The sequence below is a fragment of the Pseudomonas sp. FSL R10-2189 genome, assembly GCF_009600325.1.
Classification (GTDB): Bacteria; Pseudomonadota; Gammaproteobacteria; order Pseudomonadales; family Pseudomonadaceae; genus Aquipseudomonas; species Aquipseudomonas helleri.
Genome location: NZ_WIVZ01000022.1, coordinates 65109 through 84033 on the forward strand (window position 1 = coordinate 65109; position 18925 = coordinate 84033).

The window sequence follows — 18925 nt, forward strand, 5'->3', positions numbered from 1 at the left end:
ATCAGCGGTTGTTACTGCGCTGCCGGTGCCTGACCCGCATCGCGCTGCCACAGGGCGTAGTTCACGCCGCCGGCTTTTTGCTCGCGGTGCAGGCGCCAGTTCCCGGGCAAGCCCAACTCGGACGGGCGCAGCTCGCTTTCGGTGTAGATCCAGGCGTCATCTGTCAGCCAGCCGCGCTGCTCCAGCAGGTCGCAGGCAGGCTTGAGCAGTTCTTTGTTGAACGGCGGGTCGAGGAACACCACGTCAAAGGTGTCACTCGGGGTGGCGTCCAGGTAACGCAGTGCGTCGGTTTGCTGCACCTCGCCGTTGGTGCAACGCAAGATGCCCATGTTTTCGCGGATGTTGGAGATGGCCTCGCGGTTGCTGTCAAGGGCAAGGCCCTTGGCCGCACCGCGTGACAGGGCTTCCAGAAACAGTGCGCCGCTGCCGGCGAACACGTCCAGTACCCTGGCGCCCTGGATATCAGGCGCGAGCCAGTTAAACAGCGTTTCACGAACACGGTCTGGCGTTGGGCGCAGACCTTCAACATGGGGGAAGTCGAGTTTGCGACTGCGCCATTCCCCGGCAATGATGCGTAATTGACCTGCACCTGAGTGCGATGTGTTTTTTGGCTTTGCCATTAATGCTCCGGAACCCCAAGAGGTTGCTCTGAAGGTTTGTCGGTAGGAGGTGGCAGTGGTTTTTGCGGCACGGTTGGGCCGGCGGTCACTACGACCATTTTGTCGGCGCTCAAGTGCTTGCTCATGGCGTTCTTGACTTGCTCGGTGGTCAGATTCTGGGACTGCTCGCGGAGTTTTTCCAGGTAGTCCAACGGCAGGTCATAGAAGCCTATCGCGCCCAGTTGGCCGACGATGGCGGCGTTGCTGGCGGTCGACAGCGGGAAGCTGCCGGCAAACTCACGCTTGGCATCGTCGAGTTCTTTTTGTGTCGGGCCGTTTTTCAGGTAATCAGCCAAGATGTCTTCAACCAGTTTGAGCGTGCCCTCGCTCAATTCGGCACGGGTTTGCAGATTGATCTGGAACGGGCCGCGGGCCTCCATCGGGCTGAAGTTGGAGTACACGCCGTAGGTCAGGCCGCGTTTTTCACGCACTTCGGTCATCAGGCGCGTCCCGAAGCCACCACCACCCAGCACCTTGTTGCCCAGCAGCAGCGCAGGGTAGTCAGGGTCATCGCGGCCAACGCCCAGTTGGGCCAGCAGCAAGTGAGTCTGCTTGGACGGGAACTCGATGTGGTTGACGCCTGCTTTAGGCTCAACAGGCTCTGCGATCTTGGCCACGGCCGGGCCTTTTGGCAGGGCTGCTGACACTTGCGACGCCATGGCCTCGGCCTCGGCACGGGACAGGTCGCCCACAATCGCAATCACCGCGTTACCTGCGGTGTAGGTCTTGTTGTGGAAGGCCTTGATCTGATCGAGGGTAATGGCCGAGATGCTTTGCGCAGAGCCATCTGTCGGGTGGGCGTACGGGTGGTTGCCGTACAGGCGGCTGAACAGCTCATTGCTGGCCAGTTTGCCGGGGTTTTGCTTCTGGACTTCAAAACCGGCCAGCAGCTGGTTTTTGATTCGCGCCAGCGAGTCGGCCGGGAACGTGGGTTTACCCACCACTTCAGCAAACAGATTGAGCGCCGGGGTGCGTTTGTCTTTATCGCTCAAGCTGCGCAACGAGGTGATGGCCATGTCGCGGTAGGCGCCATTGCCAAACGCTGCGCCGAGGCCTTCAAAGCCTTGAGCAATGGCGCTGACGTCTTTGCCGGCCACACCTTCGTTAAGCATGGCGTTGGTCAGCACGGCGATGCCTGGCGTGTTGCCATCCTGGCTGCTGCCCGCCGCGAAGGTCAGGCTCAGGTCGAACATCGGCAGTTCCCGGGCTTCGACGAACAGCACTTTGGAGCCTTCGGCGGTTTGCCAGGTCTGGATGTCCAGCTTGCGGTTGGTCGGCGCCTTGCCGTCGAGTTCTGCCAGAGACTCAAGCTTGCGCTCGGTTTTGGCCGAATCCAGGGTCGGGCTGGCAATCGACTCGCTCGGGCTGATGAAGGAGTAGCCGAGTGCACCCACCAGAACCGCCGTGGTCAGGGCCAGCAAGGCGAAGCGAGGACCTTTACGCTCACTCATGGGTTTTCTCCTCGGGCAGTACGTGCGCAACGCTCAGACGGTCGCGAGTGAAGTAGGTGCGTGCGGCCTGCTGAATATCGGCCGGGGTGACTTTTTGCAGGTCAGCCAGCTCGCTGTCCATCAGCTTCCACGACAGGCCAACGGTTTCCAGTTGGCCAATCGAGGTGGCCTGATAGGTAATGGAGTCGCGCTCGTACACCAGGTTGGCAATCACTTGAGCGCGCACACGCTCCAGTTCTTCGGCTGACGGCGGGGTCTTTTTCAGGTCGTCCAGCAGGCGCCACACACCGGCTTCGGTCTGGGCCAGGGTGACTTTTTTCTGGCTGTTGGGCATGGCTGTAATCAGGAACAGGCTGTCGCCACGGGTGAAGGCGTTGTAGTTGGACGAGGCGCCCGACACCAACTCCTCTTTGCGCTCAAGTTGCGAGGACATGCGCGCGCTGTAGCCGCCGTCCAGCAGCGCCGCGATCAGGCGCAGCGCGTTGGCGCTGAGCGGGTCTTTGGCGGTTGCGATACTTGGCACGTTGAAAGCCATCATCAAGCTTGGCAACTGAGTCTGCACGTTGATCTTGAGCAGGCGCTCGCCGGGCGTGGCCAGTTCAAGCGGCACTTTGGCAATCGGGATGTCACGCTTTGGCACCGGGCCAAAGTAGCGCTGGGCCAGGGCTTTGACTTCATCCGGGGTCACGTCGCCGACCACCACCAGGGTGGCGTTGTTGGGGGCGTACCACTCTTCGTACCAGGCGCGCAGTTCTGCAACGTTCATGCGCTCCAGGTCAACCATCCAGCCGATGGTAGGCGTGTGGTAGCCGCTGGACGGATAAGCCATGGCGCTGAAAATTTCGTACGCCTTGCTCATCGGCTGGTCGTCGGTGCGCAGGCGACGTTCTTCTTTGATCACCTCGATTTCGCGCTTGAACTCTTCAGGCGGCAAACGAAGGCTGGCCATGCGGTCGGCTTCGAGCTCAAAGGCAACGCCCAGGCGGTCGCGGGCCAACACCTGGTAATACGCGGTGTAGTCATCGCTGGTGAAGGCGTTTTCCTGGGCGCCGAGGTCGCGCAGGATCAACGAGGCTTCACCGGGGCCAACTTTATTGCTGCCTTTGAACATCATGTGCTCAAGGGCGTGGGACAGGCCGGTTTTGCCGGGCGTCTCGTAACTGGAACCGACTTTGTACCAGACCTGCGATACCACCACGGGTGCGCGGTGATCTTCGCGCACGATGACCTTCAGGCCATTGTCCAGACGGAACTCATGGGTGGGTTGCGCATCGGCAGCAAAGGCCGATAGCGGGAGCAAAACGGTGCTGAGCAACAGGCCAGCAGCGCAGCGGGCGAGATGATTCATTCGTTTTTAAACCTGTTGGGCTGCCCGCTTGGCCTTAGCGTCTGCGGGGGAGGAGGTGCTAGGATACTGATCCGTTTTACTGGCGGCCACGCCTATCAAGCCCACCACGATCAGACAACCTGTGATCGGGCAGTATAGGAGCCGACTTGGAAGTGTGGATGTATCCCGGTAAATTTCCTTTTTTTGCCGTATTTCCCGTTCCATTTCCGAGATAAGACGAAGTTATAGAGGTGTTTCTTTACACCTTGAATAAGCTGTGTGCGAACGAGCTGACAAAATAACAGTCTTTTTCACACCGAATATTATTTGCCGGGGCGCCACAGTGGCGCTTCGCTACGATGAGATAGCCGTCCTCCATGTTTGGTTCCAACGACGACAAGAAGAACCCAGCTGCGGCTGGCGAGAAGAAAGGCCTGTTCGGATGGCTGCGCAGAAAACCGCAGGAAACCGTCGTTGAACAGCCAGCGCCTGCGCCTGAAGTCACCCCCGAGCCGTTGATCGAAGCCACGCCGGTGGTGGTCGAGCCCGTGCCAGAAGTGGTCGCTGCCCCTGTGGTTGAAGCGGCCAACCCTGAGCCATGGCCGCCGTTGCCGGTGCCTGAGGAGCCGGTTGCCCTGGTCGAAGACGTGGAAGCGCCGCACATCGTGCCGCCGATTCCAGAGCCAGAGCCTGTGGTTGCGGTGGTTGAAGTCGTTGAGCCGGTGCTTGAGGTGGTTGAAACCCTGCCTGAGCCTGAGCCTGAGCCTGAGCCGGTTGCTCCAGCTCCAGCTCCAGCTCCTGTTGCCGCTCCGGTTGTCGTGGTGGCTGCCCCTGCGCCTGTGGTCGAGTCGCCTGCACCTGCTCCTGTGGCAGAAGCCAAAGTCGGTTTCTTTGCCCGCCTCAAACAAGGTTTGTCCAAAACCAGCGCCAGCATTGGCGAAGGCATGGCCAGCCTGTTCCTCGGCAAAAAAGTCATTGATGACGACCTGCTGGACGAAATCGAAACCCGCTTGCTGACGGCCGACGTGGGCGTTGAAGCGACCTCGGTGATCATCAAAAACCTGACGCAGAAGGTCGCGCGCAAGCAACTGACCGACGCCGACGCGCTGTACAAGTCGTTGCAGGACGAGCTGGCCGCCATGCTCAAACCGGTTGAGCAGCCGCTGAAAATCGAAGCCCGCAACAAGCCGTTTGTAATTTTGGTGGTCGGCGTCAACGGTGCGGGTAAAACCACCACCATCGGCAAGCTGGCGAAAAAACTGCAACTGGAAGGCAAAAAAGTCATGCTGGCGGCCGGTGATACCTTCCGTGCCGCAGCGGTCGAGCAGTTGCAGGTCTGGGGCGAGCGTAACCACATCCCGGTCATAGCCCAGCACACGGGCGCCGACTCGGCCTCGGTGATCTTTGACGCGGTGCAAGCCGCCAAGGCGCGTGGCATCGATGTGTTGATCGCCGACACCGCCGGTCGTCTGCACACCAAAGACAACCTGATGGAAGAGCTGAAAAAAGTCCGCCGGGTGATCGGCAAGCTCGACGAAGAAGCGCCGCACGAAGTGCTGCTGGTGCTCGACGCCGGTACCGGGCAAAACGCTATCAACCAGGCCAAGCAGTTTAACCAGACCGTGGCCTTGACCGGCCTGGCGCTGACCAAGCTCGACGGCACGGCCAAAGGCGGGGTGATCTTCGCCCTGGCCAAGCAGTTCAATATCCCGATCCGCTTTATCGGCGTCGGTGAAGGCATCGATGATTTGCGTACCTTTGAGTCCGAACCTTTTGTTCAGGCTCTGTTTGCGGAGCGGGAGCGTCCATGATTCGTTTCGAGCAGGTCGGTAAACGCTATCCAAATGGACACGTGGGCCTGCACGAGCTGAGCTTCCGGGTCCGGCGCGGCGAGTTTCTGTTTGTCACCGGCCACTCCGGCGCGGGCAAAAGCACGCTGTTGCGGCTGTTGCTGGCGATGGAGCGCCCTACCAGCGGCAAATTGCTGCTGGCGGGCCAGGACCTGAGCCAGATCAGCAACGCGCAGATTCCTTTTTTGCGTCGCCAGATCGGCGTGGTCTTCCAGAACCACCAACTGTTGTTTGATCGCACGGTGTTCAACAACGTCGCGCTGCCGTTGCAGATTCTGGGCTTGTCCAAGCCGGAAATCGCCAAGCGCGTCGACTCCGCACTGGACCGCGTGTCGCTGTCGGACAAGGCCGAGCTGTACCCTGGCGACTTGTCCACCGGCCAGCAACAACGCGTCGGCATTGCCCGAGCCATCGTCCATCGTCCAGCCTTGCTGCTGGCAGATGAACCTACCGGCAACCTCGACCCGCGTTTGGCGGCGGAAATTATGGGCGTATTTGAAGACATCAACCGTTTGGGCACCAGCGTACTGATTGCCAGCCACGACCTGGCACTGATCGCGCGTATGCGCCACCGCATGCTGACCTTGCAGCGTGGCCGATTGATTGGCGACGGGGAGGCCGGGCAATGAGTGCCACTCGCAGTTCCAAGGTGTCCGAACGCGTGGCACCCAAGGCGGCCGATCCACAGCCGCCGAAAAAGAAAAAACACGACGAAGACGATGGCCCCAGTTTTGGGATGTTGTTCCACGCCTGGGTAGAGTCGCACCGCGCCAGTCTGCTGGACAGCTTGCGCCGCTTGGGCAAGCAGCCGATTGGCAGCTTTTTTACCTGCTTGGTGATGGCCGTTGCCCTGAGCTTGCCGATGGGCTTGTCGCTGTTGCTGAACAACGTCGAGCGCCTGGGCGGTTCATGGCAGCGCGCTGCGCAAATTTCGTTGTACCTGCAGATGGACGCCAGCAACTCGCAGGGCGAGCAATTAAGCAATCAGATAAAAGGTATGCCGGGGGTCGCGGACGCTGAATTCATCAGCCGCGAAAAGGCCCTGGACGAGTTCCAGCAGCAGTCTGGCTTGGGCGAAGCGCTCAAAGAGCTGCCGGACAACCCGTTGCCGGGCGTGGTGCTGGTGACCCCCAATGAGGTCGATAAAGCCACCCTTGAGGCCTTGCGCGAACGACTTTCCGAGTTGCCGAAAGTGCAACAGGCGCAACTTGATCTAGTCTGGGTCGAACGCTTGGCGGCGATCCTCAAGCTGGGTGACCGTTTTGTGTTCGGTTTGACCGTTTTGCTGGTCTCGGCGTTGCTGCTGGTGATCGGTAACACCATTCGTCTGCACATCGAGAACCGTCGGATCGAAATTGAAGTGATCAAGCTGGTCGGTGGTACAGACAGCTACGTGCGTAGGCCGTTTCTGTACATGGGCGCGCTTTACGGGTTTGGCGCCGGGATTCTTTCCTGGGGGGTGTTGGCATTCGGTTTGAACTGGCTCAACGACGCGGTTGTCGGGCTGGCGGGATTGTATGGCAGCGATTTTGCGCTGGCCGGAGTGCCGGTAGCCGATGGTCTGTCGCTATTGCTTGGCGCGGTGCTGTTAGGGTATATCGGTGCATGGATTGCAGTCGCACGTCACTTACGTGAGCTTTCGCCTAAGTAAATGCTTTTTACATGTTGACCTTTTCAGCTTTTTTCGGAACTTTTTTAACAGTTTCCGGTCAACTTTCGCAGTGCTGAACTGCACGAGTTATGTGAGACGGAGGTTTATTCGTATGACCACTTCTTTGCAACCTGCGTATGCGTTGGTCCCTGGTGCGAACCTGGAGGCCTATGTCAACACGGTGAACAGCATTCCACTGCTGACACCTGAGCAGGAGCGTGAACTGGCCGAGAGTCTCTACTATGAGCAGGATTTGGGGGCGGCTCGGCAGATGGTGCTCGCCCACCTGCGTTTTGTTGTACACATTGCCCGTAGTTACTCGGGTTATGGCCTGGCTCAGGCAGACCTGATCCAGGAAGGTAACGTCGGCCTGATGAAGGCGGTCAAACGCTTCAACCCCGAAATGGGTGTGCGTCTGGTGTCGTTCGCCGTGCACTGGATCAAGGCAGAGATCCACGAGTTTATTCTGCGTAACTGGCGGATCGTGAAAGTCGCGACCACCAAGGCCCAGCGCAAACTGTTCTTCAACCTGCGCAGCCAGAAAAAACGTCTGGCCTGGCTGAACAACGAAGAAGTCCATCGCGTGGCTGAAAGCCTGGGCGTAGAGCCTCGCGAAGTGCGCGAAATGGAAAGCCGCCTGACCGGTCAGGACATGGCTTTTGATCCGGCAGCAGAAGCTGACGACGACAGTGCATTCCAGTCGCCAGCCAACTACCTGGAAGACCACCGGTACGACCCGGCGCGTCAACTGGAAGATGCTGACTGGACCGACAACTCCAACACCAACCTGCACGAAGCGCTGGAAGTGTTGGACGACCGTAGCCGTGACATTCTGTATCAGCGCTGGTTGGCTGAAGAGAAAGCCACGCTGCACGACCTGGCGCAAAAGTACAACGTGTCTGCAGAGCGTATTCGTCAGCTGGAAAAAAGCGCGATGAACAAGCTCAAACTCTCGATCGCCGCTTAACGCGACTGTCAAAAAAACGCCCCGATCTGATCGGGGCGTTTTTGTTTGTGGGGCAAATACCCTGTAGGAGCGAGCTTGCCTCGCGATCTTTTGATCTTGATCTAAGACGCCTCTCACAACACCTCTCCCGAAGGAGAGGGAACCGATTGGGGGATGCTAGAGATAGTCGGTAGCCTGTTTGCTGCGCGACAGCGCGGCGTCGAAGACGGTGCGGCAGTTCCAGTTGGTTTACTCCGCCCAAGGCCTATCGCTGCGGGAGGTGTTCAAGGTGGTGAGGTAATTGTCGCCGCCCAATTGGCGCATTTGCTGGCGAATCCAGGCAGCGCGGCTGGCCACGTAGGGCGTCGGGTGGCTGGCACTCCAGTTGCGCGGGTTAGGCAATACGGCGGCCAGTTGGCTGGCCTGCTGACGCGAGAGGTTTTTGGCGTCGACGCCAAAGTAATGCTGCGCCGCGGCCTGTGCGCCAAACACGCCTTCATCCCATTCAGCGCTGTTGAGGTACACCTCAAGGATCCGCTGCTTGGGCCACAACAGCTCAATCAGCCCGGTAAACCAGGCTTCGAGCCCTTTGCGCAGCCAACTGCGGCCCGACCACAAAAACAGGTTTTTCGACACCTGCTGGCTCAGCGTGCTGGCGCCGCGCACGGTGCCGCCCTTTTCGTTATGCACGAACGCTGCCCTGATCGCGCTGAAGTCAAAGCCCCAGTGCTCGGCGAATTTCTGATCTTCGCCGGCAATCACTGCGACTTTCAGCTCGTTGGAGATGTCATCCCAGGGCCGCCAGCTGCGTTGCAGGTCAATGGGCTGACCGTCGAACCACGACTCAACCTTGCGTTCGGCCATCAGCGCGGTGCCCGGCGGCGGTACCCAGCGGAAAATCAGCACCAGCAACGCACTGCCCGCTGCAAACCACAGCAGGGCTTTAAGGACGCGATGTAGAAGATTACGCAGCATAGATGGCTTGGCCGAACCCGTTGAGCGGGCCATTATACAGACCCTGCGCTATTCGATGACTCTGAAGGGAGTGAACCATGTTGCGTGTTTTCCTGATGTTGGCCGCCTTTTTTGGCTTTACCGGCGTTGCCCTCGGCGCATTCGCGGCCCATGGCCTGAAAGACCGCCTGAGTGAGCAATACCTGGCTATTTTTCATACCGGTGTGACCTATCAACTGGTCCACGCCCTGGCCTTGATCGGCGTCGCGCTGCTGGCAACGCAACTGCAAAGCCGCCTGGTGACCTGGGCCGGTATCTGTTTTGCGCTGGGCATTGTGCTGTTCTCCGGCAGTTTGTACGTGCTGACAATGACCGGCATCAGCAAGCTGGGGATGATCACCCCCATTGGCGGCCTCGGCTTTTTGGCGGGCTGGTTATGTCTGGGCCTGGCCGCCTGGCGCGTTAGTTAAGTCTGTAGGACGAATGGCTTGGGTCGTCCTGACTGATCGGGCTAGAATGCTGACCCCTAAAAATGATGGCAGCGTCGCGCATGCACATTCAGTTGAACGGTGAATCCTTTGAACTGCCGGACGGCGAGACCGTCGCTGGCTTGTTGGCCCTCCAGGAACTGACAGGCCGTCGTGTCGCCGTCGAGCTTAACCTGGACATCGTGCCGCGCAGCCAGCACGGCGAAACGGTGCTCAAAGAAGGCGATCAGGTCGAAGTGGTTCATGCCATCGGTGGCGGCTAGTCAGCTGGCCCCGCTTCACCCCTGTCCACAGTGCACACAATCAGAAGAGGATTCCCGATGAGCAATGTTCGCAGCGACAAGCCTTTCGTGTTGGCCGGCCGTACGTACCAGTCGCGTTTGCTGGTAGGCACCGGCAAATACCGTGACCTGGAAGAAACCCGTCTGGCCATCGAAGCCTCGGGCGCAGAAATCGTCACCGTCGCTGTGCGTCGCACCAACATCGGGCAAAACCCCGGCGAGCCGAACCTGCTCGACGTGTTGCCGCCAGATCGCTACACCATCCTGCCGAACACCGCCGGTTGCTACGACGCGGTTGAAGCTGTGCGTACCTGCCGACTGGCCCGTGAGCTGCTCGACGGCCACAACCTGGTCAAACTCGAAGTGCTGGCAGACCAGAAAACCCTGTTCCCGAACGTGATCGAAACCCTCAAGGCCGCCGAAGTGCTGGTCAAAGACGGCTTCGACGTGATGGTGTACACCAGTGATGACCCGATCATCGCCCGCGAGCTCGAAGCCATGGGCTGCATCGCGGTCATGCCGCTGGCGGGCCTGATCGGCACGGGGTTGGGCATCTGCAACCCGTACAACCTGCGGATCATTCTGGAAGAAGCGAAAATCCCGGTGCTGGTGGACGCGGGCGTAGGCACTGCCTCCGACGCCACCATCGCCATGGAAATGGGCTGCGAAGCCGTGCTGATGAACTCAGCCATCGCCAACGCCCAGCATCCAATCATCATGGCCGAAGCCATGAAGCACGCCATTGTGGCGGGCCGTCTGGCATATCTGGCCGGGCGCATGCCGAAAAAACTCTATGCCAGCGCCTCCTCGCCGCTGGATGGTCTGATCAAGTAAGAGCCACTGATGACTGAATCACTCGACACCCCAACCCTGGAAGAAGGCGACGACCGCCAGCACCGCCGCATCAAGAGCTTTGTGATGCGTGCCGGGCGCATGACCGAAGGCCAGCAACGCGGCCTGGATCAAGGCGCGCCGCTGTACGTCCTGCCGCTGGCCGATGCGCCGGTCGATTACGACCAGGTGTTTGGTCGCTCGGCACCGCGCACCCTGGAAATCGGCTTCGGCATGGGTCACTCCCTGCTGGAAATGGCGGCGGCCTCGCCTGAGCAAGACTTCATCGGCGTCGAGGTTCACCGTCCGGGTGTGGGCGCGCTGCTCAACGGCGTGCTGACCCAAGGCCTGACCAACCTGCGGGTATACGACTGCGACGCGATCGAAGTCCTGACCCGCTGCGTGGCTGACAACAGCCTCGACCGCCTGCTGCTGTTCTTCCCGGATCCATGGCACAAGAGCCGTCACCACAAGCGCCGCATCGTCCAGGCATCGTTTGCCGAACTGGTGCGTTCCAAGCTGAAAGTGGGTGGCGTACTGCACATGGCGACCGACTGGGAACCGTATGCCGAATACATGCTGGAAGTGATGAACGTCGCGCCGGGTTACCGCAACCTGGCCGAAGACGGCCAGTGCGTCCCACGCCCGGCCGAGCGCCCGGTGACCAAATTCGAACGCCGTGGCGAACGTCTTGGTCATGGCGTGTGGGATTTGAAGTTCGAGAAGTTGGCGTAAGGATTTATTAAAGTGCCGGTCTCCCCCTGCTTGGAGGCCGGTTTCTAAGCCAGACGTAACGTGATTGCCCCGATTGCAATCACGCAAACGGACACACAACGCACGATCGTGATGTGTTCTTTCAGAATCAGCCATGAGATGACGGCTGAGAACAAAATTGATGTTTCACGCAGCGCGGCCACGACGGCTACGGGGGCCTGAGTCATTGCATATAAGGCCAGCCCATAAGAAACCAGAGTGCCAAGACCTCCGACAGCACCCAAGTGCCAATTGAGCCGCAGATAGTGACGCGTCTGCGACCATTGAGTGAGTGTTGCCCAGCAGGTAATGGCTACGCCAGTGATCAGAAATATCCAGAGCGTATAAGACGCTGATGCTGCGGATAACCGTACGCCAATACCATCGACTAATGTGTAGCCGCTAATAACCAAAGCGTTTAATAGCGCGAGTATTAAACCTTCCCGGCTCTTTTGCCCCCCGCTCCAGAGCATTATTAAAATACCCGAACAGATAATACAAACACCCAGCCAGGCAGAGCTGGACAAGGCTTCGTCGAGGAGAAGGGTACCGGCGAGAGCAACAATAAGCGGTGCCGCACCGCGCATTATTGGATAAGTTTGGCTCATGTCTGCAATGCGATAGATCCTTGCGACCAGTGCAAAATAGACGATTTGCAGTGCTGCAGACAGCGCAATATAGGGCCAGCTTTCTGGGCTTGGGGAAGGAAGAACAGGCAGTAAAACAACAGCCCATAGCGCCGCTGAAGCGGTCACCAGCACCATGGTTAATACCGTGTTTTTGCCAGCTTTAACAATGGCGTTCCATGACGCGTGTAGAACGGCGGCTACGAGGACTATTTCAAATACCGTTAGTGACATAACTAAAGCCCGTGACTGCGTAAATTACGGAAGTTTGTCTGTTCAGTAGTGCTCTTTAACTTTGGCCATGGCGTGTGGGATTTGAAGTTCGAGAAGTTGGCGTAAAAAACCACAATTCCTTGTAGGAGCGAGCTTGTCTCGCGATCTTTTAAAAGATCAAAAGATCGCGAGGCAAGCTCGCTCCTACAGGGGGGGGCGGGTTTATCCGCGGCGATCTGCGACTACGCCGATCAAGACCAGTACCACCAACAACACCGGCGCCAGGCTGTAGTTGTTGAATTGGCTCAGGCCGCGCTCAACCCATGGGGTGGCGTAGATCAGGGCGGCGCCGCTGCCGATCAGGCACAGCAGGGCCATCAAGGGAACGCGCAAGGCTCCGGCGATGCTGCCCAGACGCTGTTCGACCCACCCTTTAAAGTCCGCACCAAACAGCACCAGCAGGCAGCCAATCAGGGCCAGGGATATCTCGGAGAGGTGGCTGCGGCTCCAGCGTGACACGGTGGCAAGCAGGTCAAGTACCAAGTCCATTCGCGTTCCTTAGATCAGAAAGTGCTGTAACAAGTCGTTGAGAAACAACTGCCCTCGGGCGGTCGCCGCCAAGCGTGTCGGTTCGACCTGCAATAAGCCGCTTTGTTCTGCCGCCTGCCGTCCCTCATTCAAACTCTCAAGAGGCAAACCGGTGCGCTGCGGGTAGAGCGATGAGTCGACGCCGTCGGTAAGACGCAAGGCGTTCATTAGAAACTCAAAAGGTAGCTCTTCCGCTGTCAGGGTTTTCTCACCGGCTTGAAAGTTTTTGGCTGGATTGAGGTAGTCCTTTGGAAGACGGGTCTTCCAGGTGCGGACAATTCGGCCATCAGGATGGCTCAATTTCCCATGAGCGCCAGCGCCAATACCGATAAAGTCGCCAAAGCTCCAGTAGTTCAGGTTGTGCCGCGCCGGGCGACCCGGCTGGGCGTAGGCCGACACTTCGTACTGGGCGTAGCCGTGTTCGGCGAGCAACGCCTGGCCCGCTTCCTGGATGTCCCACAAGGTGTCGTCTTCGGGCAAATCAGGCGGCTTGTTCCAGAACACCGTGTTGGGTTCCAGCGTCAGTTGATACCACGACAAGTGTGTCGGTTTCAGGGCAATGGCCTGGCGCAAGTCGCTCAGGGCGTCTTCCAGGCTCTGATCGGGCAAACCGTGCATCAAGTCGAGGTTGAAGTTATCAAAGCCCGCCTGACGCGCCATCCCGGCGGCGCGCACGGCTTCGTCACCGTTGTGGATACGGCCCAGCGCCTGGAGTTTTTCTTGCTGAAAACTCTGGATGCCAATCGACAGGCGATTGATCCCCAGTTGGCGGTAGGCCACAAACTTTTCTTGCTCAAACGTGCCGGGGTTGGCTTCGAGGGTTATTTCGATGTCGCTGGCAAACGGGATGCGCGCTTCGACCCCCTTGAGCAAGCGGCCCAGCGCCTGGGCGCTGAACAGGCTCGGCGTGCCGCCGCCAAAAAAGATCGAGCTCAGCTCGCGGCCATAGACCGCATGCAGGTCTTGATCGAGGTCGGCCAGCAGCGCGTCGACGTATTCTTCTTCGGGCAGCACCGGGCTTGCAGTGTGCGAGTTGAAGTCGCAGTACGGGCATTTGCGCACGCACCACGGAATATGGATGTACAGCGACAGGGGTGGCAGTTGTGTCAGCGGCGCGCGCGGCGCCTGCTGAGTAAAGCCAGCCGCACCCAGATAGAGCGGCTGTGAAGGGGTGTCATGGGTCATTTCAGGCCCAAACGCTGACGCAGCAAGTCCATAGCGCGGGCGCGGTGGCTCAACTGGTTTTTCTCGGCCGGGCTGAGTTCAGCGCTGGAGCAGTTGCGCTCCGGCACCCAAAACAACGGATCGTAACCAAAGCCGTGCTCGCCGCTGGCCGCGTGCAGGATGCGGCCGTGCCACAAGCCTTCGCAGATAATCGGCAGCGGATCGTCGGCGTGACGCACTAATGCCAGCACGCACACAAATTGCGCGCCCCGCTCGGCTTCTGGCACGTCTTTCAAGGCGTCGAGCAGCTTGGCGTTGTTTGCCGCATCGCCTTTGCCGTCGGCATAACGGGCCGAGTAGATGCCCGGTGCACCACCGAGAAAATCCACCGCCAGCCCCGAGTCGTCTGCCAGTGCAGGCAAGCCCGAGATACGTGCCGCGTTGCGCGCTTTAAGAATCGCGTTTTCAACGAACGACAAGCCGGTTTCATCCGGCTCGACGCTGCTGAATTCTCCAATCGAGCGCAACTGCACCGACTCGCCGAGCATGGCCTGAAGTTCTTTGAGTTTGCCGGCGTTGTGGCTAGCCAAAACCAGTTGCGTAAGGTTAATCATTGGAGCGGAGCGACCTCTTGGGAAAATTCGATGTCTTTGGTTTCGCCGTTGACCTTGAGCTCAATGGCGAACACATAGACTTTAGCGGGCTGGACCGGGAACTGGGCAAAGTAATCAATCGCCCCCTGGTCATTGATCACCTGTTTGAAGGTGAGCGGTTTAGCTTTTTTATCGCCGGTTTCGCGGTAAGTGCCCTTGATCGTGCTGGCTATTTTTTGATCATCTTTGGACAGGTTGAAGTTCAGCGCACCCAATTGGTCACTGCGTTGCAGGCCGTACCTGGCGGTGATCTCGGGGCTCAGGAAGTTGGTCATGAAGGCGTTGTAGTTCACCACGGTGCCGCCCACCTGGGTGGCACCCGCAGCCATCGCCTGAACGGCGAAGCACATCGACAGCAGCAGTAATCCAATCCGTCCCATAGCCCTTCTCCTTGTGAACCCTGATTTAAACCGCGATTTGGTGATCCTGCAGGCCAGGACTGCTGACACGGTAAATGCCAATCTCACCCAACAGGTTAGGCCATAACTTACTCGCCCATCCGTGCCGGTGTTGTTGATCTACAGCAAGGCGGTTGATCACGCGGGCTTCTCGTTCACGGCACAGCTCTTCAAAGTCTTCGAAGGTGCAGAAGTGAATGTTCGGCGTGTTGTACCAGGTGTAAGGCAGAAACTCGGAAACAGGCATGCGGCCTTTGCTGGCCAGATACCAGCGGCAACGCCAGTGACCGAAGTTCGGGAAGGTGATGATGCACTGGCGCCCGACGCGCAGCATCTCGTCGAGGATCCGGTCAGGGTAGTGCACCGCTTGCAGCGCCTGGGTCATGACCACGATGTCAAAGCTGTTGCTGGCAAAGTTGCCCAGCCCTTTGTCCAGGTCTTGCTCGATCACGTTGATGCCTTTGGCCACGCACTCGGCAATGTTGTCCGGGTCATTTTCCAGGCCGTAGCCGGTGACTTGCTTGTTGTCGCGCAGCCAGCTCAGCAGTTCGCCATCACCACAACCGAGGTCGAGTACGCGGCTGCCAGCGGGGATCCAGTCTTGGATGATTTCCAGGTCGGCTCTCATGGCGTTCTCACAGGTCTATTCGGTTCATGTAATTGCTGAAGGCTTGCAGGTAGCGCGGGATCGGAATCAGGAAGGCGTCATGGCCTTGCGGTGCATCGATCTCGAGGTAGCAAACGTCTTTTTTCGCCGCCATCAGCGCATCCACCAGCTCACGCGAGCGTGCGGGCGAGAAGCGCCAGTCGGTGGTGAACGACATCACGCAAAAGCGTGCCTTGGCCCCGGCAAAGGTTTTGGCCAGGTCATCGTTGTAGTTGGCGGCCGGGTCGAAGTAGTCCAGCGCCTTGGTCATCAACAGGTAGGTATTGGCGTCGAAACGCCCGGAAAACTCTTCGCCCTGATAGCGCAGGTAGCTTTCTACCTGGAACTCGACGCTGTGGAAGTCGTAGTTGAGGTTTTCGTTCTTCAGGCCACGGCCGAATTTCTCGCCCATGGAGTCATCGGACAGGTAAGTGATGTGCCCGACCATGCGCGCCAGCATCAGGCCGCGCTTGGGGATCACGCCTTGTTCCTGGAACGAGCCGCCGTGGAACTCAGGGTCGGTAAGGATGGCCTGACGCGCCACTTCGTTGAACGCGATGTTCTGCGCGGACAATTTGGGCGCCGAGGCAATGGCCAGGCAATGGCGCAGGCGATCCGGGTAGCTGATGCTCCACTGCAACGCCTGCATGCCGCCCAGGCTGCCGCCGATCACGGCGGCCCACTGGTTGATGCCCAGACGGTCGGCCAGGCGAGCCTGGCTGTGCACCCAGTCTTCCACGGTCAGCACCGGGAAATCGGCGCCAAACGGGCGGCCGGTTTCAGGGTTGAGGCTGCTTGGGCCGGTTGAGCCATTGCAGCCGCCAAGATTGTTGAGGCTGACCACGAAGAACTTGTTGGTGTCGATCGGCTTGCCGGGGCCGATGCAGCTGTCCCACCAGCCGGGCTTGCGCTCGTCGGCACTGTGGTAACCGGCCGCGTGGTGATGCCCGGAAAGCGCGTGGCAGATCAGCACGGCATTGCTGGCCGTGGCATTGAGCTGGCCATAGGTTTCGTAAATCAGATCATAGGCAGGCAGTGAACGGCCACAGGCTAACGCCAGCGGTTCGCTGAAGTGCGCGATTTGCGGCACGACCAGACCAACGGAATCGGGGGGAAAGGCAGCTGGCATTGACCCTGCTCTCATTCAAATGAGGCGTAAGTCTAATGAGCGGGGGGCAGAGCGGCAAGCAATGCTCAAACCTCTGTAGGAGCGAGCTTGTCTCGCGATCTTTTGATGTTTTAAAAGATCGCGAGACAAGCTCGCTCCTACAGGTTTTTTCGTTAGATCAGACCGAACAGCACGACCGGCATGCCGACGTACATCGCCAAAGGCGGGATGACGTAGCTTTGCAGCAACTGGATGACCATGAACGCCAGAATCGGCGAGATATCCAGGCCGCCCATGCTCGGCAGAATACGGCGGAACGGTGCCAGGGCGGGCTCGGTGATCTGGTTGACCAGCTCAGCGGCCGGGCTGGCGCCGCCCGGTGCAACCCACGAGAGGATCACGCTGATGATGATGGCGAAGAAGAATACCTTCAAAAACAGCGTAAACACGCCAATCAGCGCCCAGGCCAGCAGCCCGAGAATGTTGAAGGACATGTAGCTCAGTGTCAGGACCACGGCGAAAATCACCATCTGCACCAGAATGGCCAGCACCAGCGACGACATGTCCAGCCCGAACAGGCTCGGGATCACCCGGCGCATCGGCTTGAGCAACGGTTGCGTGGCGCGCACGGTGAACTGGCACAGCGGGTTGTAGAAGTTGGCGCGGACCAGTTGCAGAATAAAACGCAGCAGCACGATCAGCAGGTAGAGGCTACCCAGGGTTTGAATCACAAAAATGGCAGCGCCATTAAGTCCAGACATCATGTGCTCCTTTATTGACCCAATTGTTCGGCCATTTCGGCCGAGCGGTGCGCGGCGGCACTCAATGCTTTTTCGACGATGGCTTCAAAGCCGTCAGCCTGGAAGGACTTGATCGCCGCTTCGGTGGTGCCTGCGGGTGAGGTCACCCGGCGGCGCAGCTCAGCCGCGTCGATGCCGCTGGACACGGCCATGTGGGCAGCTCCCAGCGAGGTGTGTTGCGCCAGTTGTTCGGCCACTTCACGGGGCAGGCCGAGCTTGACGCCAGCGGCGGTCATGGCTTCGATCAGCAGGAAGAAATACGCCGGGCCGCTGCCCGACACGGCGGTCACGGCGTCGATCTGTGCTTCAGTGTCGACCCATACCACGATGCCCACAGCAGACAGCAGCTCGTCGGCTTGCTGACGCTGTTCGGCGGTCACCGACTCCGTGGCGAACAGGCCGCTCACGCCCTTGCCCAGCAAGGCCGGAGTGTTCGGCATGCAGCGAACCAGCGGCTGCGCGCCGACCCAGTTCAGCAGGCTGGCGCTGGTGATACCGGCAGCTACCGACACCAACAGTTGATGCGGCTTAAGGTGCGGGCGCAGGTCCAGGCACACGGCCTTCATGGCTTGCGGTTTAACCGCAATCACAATCACGTCAGCGTCTTGCACGGCCTGCGCGTTGTCAGCGAATACCTCAATGCCGTGCTCGGCCGCGACCTTGGCCCGGGTCTCGGCGCCGGGATCGCAGGCGCGGATCTGTGCAGCATCCAGACCTTTGGCCCGCAGGCCGCCGATCAGGCTGGAAGCCATGTTGCCGGCCCCGATAAAGGCAATACGCGTTGTGCTCATAACCGATCCTTATAAAAGTTGGGCGAGTGTCTCAAGCCTGGCCGTAATCGCGGGCGCCAAATAACGCGGTGCCGATGCGCACCCACGTCGCGCCTTGGGCAATGGCCGACTCCAGGTCGTGGCTCATGCCCATGGAGAGTGTATCGAGCCCCATGTTCAGGCTTTGTTGCAATGATCGTACCTTGGCAAACGCGGCGTCTTGCTCGGCGCGCACCTCGGTGGGTTCCGGAATCGCCATCAAACCGCGCAACGTCAAACGTGGCAACGCCTGGATTGCCGCCGCCAGGGCTGGCAAGTCCTCGGGCGTGCAGCCTGACTTGCTGGCCTCACCGCTGACATTGACCTGAATGCAGATATTGAGCGGCGGCAAGTCGGCCGGGCGTTGCTCCGAGAGGCGCTGGGCAATCTTCAAGCGGTCTACGGAATGCACCCACGCAAAATGCTCAGCGATCTCACGCGTCTTGTTCGATTGAATGGGGCCGATGAAGTGCCAACTCAAGGGCAGGTCGGTTAATTCGACCTGTTTGGCACGGGCCTCTTGCAGATAATTCTCGCCAAAATCGCGAATGCCGGCGGCGTACGCCTCGCGCAAGGCGGCTGCGGGTTTGGTCTTGCTGACCGCGAGTAAGTGAATGCTCGTTACATCACGTTGCACAGCCTCTGCCGCTGCACGGATACGCGCCTCAACCTGAGCAATGTTGCCTGCTATCGTGGACATTCAATTAAGCCCGCCGTTGGAAAAGTCTG

At 59.3% G+C, this 18925-nt stretch carries 22 protein-coding genes; 8 read left to right on the plus strand and 14 right to left on the minus strand.

All coding sequences use genetic code 11. The annotated features are described in order from the left end of the window. Positions 1-11: 11 nt before the first annotated feature. Genes rsmD through GHO32_RS16635 form a run of 3 tightly spaced genes read right to left on the minus strand, consistent with a single transcriptional unit; the run spans position 12 to position 3458 of the window. Complete coding sequence (rsmD, locus tag GHO32_RS16625) at positions 12-620, minus strand: 16S rRNA (guanine(966)-N(2))-methyltransferase RsmD (RefSeq protein WP_153335315.1); 609 nt, start codon at positions 618-620, stop codon at positions 12-14. Continuing rightward, the gene (locus GHO32_RS16630; RefSeq protein ID WP_153335314.1) at positions 620-2110 is read right to left on the minus strand and encodes a pitrilysin family protein; all 1491 of its coding nucleotides are present in this window, start codon (positions 2108-2110) and stop codon (positions 620-622) included. The genes rsmD and GHO32_RS16630 overlap by 1 nt, the downstream gene beginning before the upstream one ends. Continuing rightward, the gene (locus GHO32_RS16635; RefSeq protein ID WP_048370991.1) at positions 2103-3458 is read right to left on the minus strand and encodes a pitrilysin family protein; all 1356 of its coding nucleotides are present in this window, start codon (positions 3456-3458) and stop codon (positions 2103-2105) included. Before GHO32_RS16635 ends, GHO32_RS16630 begins: the two co-directional genes overlap by 8 nt. Before the next feature lie 356 nt (positions 3459-3814). Here GHO32_RS16635 and ftsY point away from each other — a divergent pair, with 356 nt between their 5' ends. The 4 genes from ftsY to rpoH all read left to right on the plus strand — a co-directional run bounded on the left by ftsY (position 3815) and on the right by rpoH (position 7905). Then, entirely contained in the window at positions 3815-5248 is a 1434-nt protein-coding gene (gene ftsY / locus GHO32_RS16640) for a signal recognition particle-docking protein FtsY (protein ID WP_153335313.1), read from the plus strand. Further along, the gene (gene ftsE / locus GHO32_RS16645) at positions 5245-5916 is read left to right on the plus strand and encodes a cell division ATP-binding protein FtsE (RefSeq protein WP_048370989.1); all 672 of its coding nucleotides are present in this window, start codon (positions 5245-5247) and stop codon (positions 5914-5916) included. The genes ftsY and ftsE overlap by 4 nt, the downstream gene beginning before the upstream one ends. Then, positions 5913-6938: a permease-like cell division protein FtsX gene (gene ftsX, locus GHO32_RS16650; protein ID WP_048370988.1), complete on the plus strand. Its 1026-nt coding sequence runs from the start codon at positions 5913-5915 to the stop codon at positions 6936-6938. The genes ftsE and ftsX overlap by 4 nt, the downstream gene beginning before the upstream one ends. 112 nt (positions 6939-7050) lie before the next feature. Further along, positions 7051-7905 carry an RNA polymerase sigma factor RpoH gene (gene rpoH, locus GHO32_RS16655; RefSeq protein WP_048370987.1) on the plus strand — a complete coding sequence of 285 codons (855 nt, stop codon included), beginning with the start codon at positions 7051-7053 and terminating at the stop codon, positions 7903-7905. 228 nt (positions 7906-8133) lie between these two features. Here rpoH and mtgA read toward each other — a convergent pair whose 3' ends face one another. Beyond that, positions 8134-8892 (minus strand): monofunctional biosynthetic peptidoglycan transglycosylase, encoded by a 759-nt coding sequence (mtgA, locus tag GHO32_RS16660; protein WP_153335312.1) that lies wholly within the window; start codon positions 8890-8892, stop codon positions 8134-8136. Positions 8893-8936: 44 nt separating this feature from the next. Here mtgA and GHO32_RS16665 point away from each other — a divergent pair, with 44 nt between their 5' ends. From GHO32_RS16665 to trmB, 4 genes are all read left to right on the plus strand, one after another. Next, the gene (locus GHO32_RS16665) at positions 8937-9308 is read left to right on the plus strand and encodes a DUF423 domain-containing protein (protein WP_153335311.1); all 372 of its coding nucleotides are present in this window, start codon (positions 8937-8939) and stop codon (positions 9306-9308) included. Positions 9309-9388: 80 nt separating this feature from the next. Further along, positions 9389-9589, plus strand: a complete 201-nt coding sequence (thiS, locus tag GHO32_RS16670; RefSeq protein WP_048371198.1) for a sulfur carrier protein ThiS — start codon at positions 9389-9391, stop codon at positions 9587-9589. A gap of 57 nt (positions 9590-9646) precedes the next feature. Beyond that, positions 9647-10441, plus strand: coding sequence for a thiazole synthase (locus tag GHO32_RS16675; protein WP_048370981.1), 795 nt, complete (start codon positions 9647-9649; stop codon positions 10439-10441). A gap of 9 nt (positions 10442-10450) precedes the next feature. Then, on the plus strand, positions 10451-11173 hold the full coding sequence (gene trmB / locus GHO32_RS16680) for a tRNA (guanosine(46)-N7)-methyltransferase TrmB (protein ID WP_048370979.1): 723 nt from the start codon (positions 10451-10453) through the stop codon (positions 11171-11173). Between the two features lie 44 nt (positions 11174-11217). Here the strand turns inward: trmB and GHO32_RS16685 are convergent, their stop codons facing one another. From GHO32_RS16685 to GHO32_RS16730, 10 genes are all read right to left on the minus strand, one after another. Continuing rightward, positions 11218-12051, minus strand: coding sequence for a DMT family transporter (locus tag GHO32_RS16685; protein ID WP_153335310.1), 834 nt, complete (start codon positions 12049-12051; stop codon positions 11218-11220). 201 nt (positions 12052-12252) lie between these two features. Continuing rightward, positions 12253-12579, minus strand: coding sequence for a DUF3392 domain-containing protein (locus GHO32_RS16690; protein ID WP_019409176.1), 327 nt, complete (start codon positions 12577-12579; stop codon positions 12253-12255). Between the two features lie 9 nt (positions 12580-12588). After that, complete coding sequence (gene hemW / locus GHO32_RS16695; protein WP_048370976.1) at positions 12589-13803, minus strand: radical SAM family heme chaperone HemW; 1215 nt, start codon at positions 13801-13803, stop codon at positions 12589-12591. Beyond that, complete coding sequence (gene rdgB / locus GHO32_RS16700; RefSeq protein ID WP_048370975.1) at positions 13800-14396, minus strand: RdgB/HAM1 family non-canonical purine NTP pyrophosphatase; 597 nt, start codon at positions 14394-14396, stop codon at positions 13800-13802. The genes hemW and rdgB overlap by 4 nt, the downstream gene beginning before the upstream one ends. Beyond that, positions 14393-14815, minus strand: coding sequence for a DUF4426 domain-containing protein (locus tag GHO32_RS16705; RefSeq protein ID WP_048370974.1), 423 nt, complete (start codon positions 14813-14815; stop codon positions 14393-14395). Before GHO32_RS16705 ends, rdgB begins: the two co-directional genes overlap by 4 nt. Positions 14816-14840: 25 nt before the next feature. Next, entirely contained in the window at positions 14841-15461 is a 621-nt protein-coding gene (metW, locus tag GHO32_RS16710) for a methionine biosynthesis protein MetW (protein ID WP_048370967.1), read from the minus strand. A gap of 7 nt (positions 15462-15468) precedes the next feature. Next, positions 15469-16608 (minus strand): homoserine O-acetyltransferase, encoded by a 1140-nt coding sequence (locus tag GHO32_RS16715; protein ID WP_048385090.1) that lies wholly within the window; start codon positions 16606-16608, stop codon positions 15469-15471. A 152-nt stretch (positions 16609-16760) separates the two neighbouring features. After that, positions 16761-17348 (minus strand): YggT family protein, encoded by a 588-nt coding sequence (locus GHO32_RS16720; protein ID WP_048385088.1) that lies wholly within the window; start codon positions 17346-17348, stop codon positions 16761-16763. An 11-nt stretch (positions 17349-17359) separates the two neighbouring features. Further along, a complete protein-coding gene (gene proC, locus GHO32_RS16725; protein WP_153335309.1) occupies positions 17360-18178 on the minus strand; it encodes a pyrroline-5-carboxylate reductase in 819 nt (272 codons plus the stop codon). A gap of 31 nt (positions 18179-18209) precedes the next feature. Next, complete coding sequence (locus GHO32_RS16730) at positions 18210-18896, minus strand: YggS family pyridoxal phosphate-dependent enzyme (protein ID WP_048385085.1); 687 nt, start codon at positions 18894-18896, stop codon at positions 18210-18212. Positions 18897-18925 lie beyond the last annotated feature (29 nt).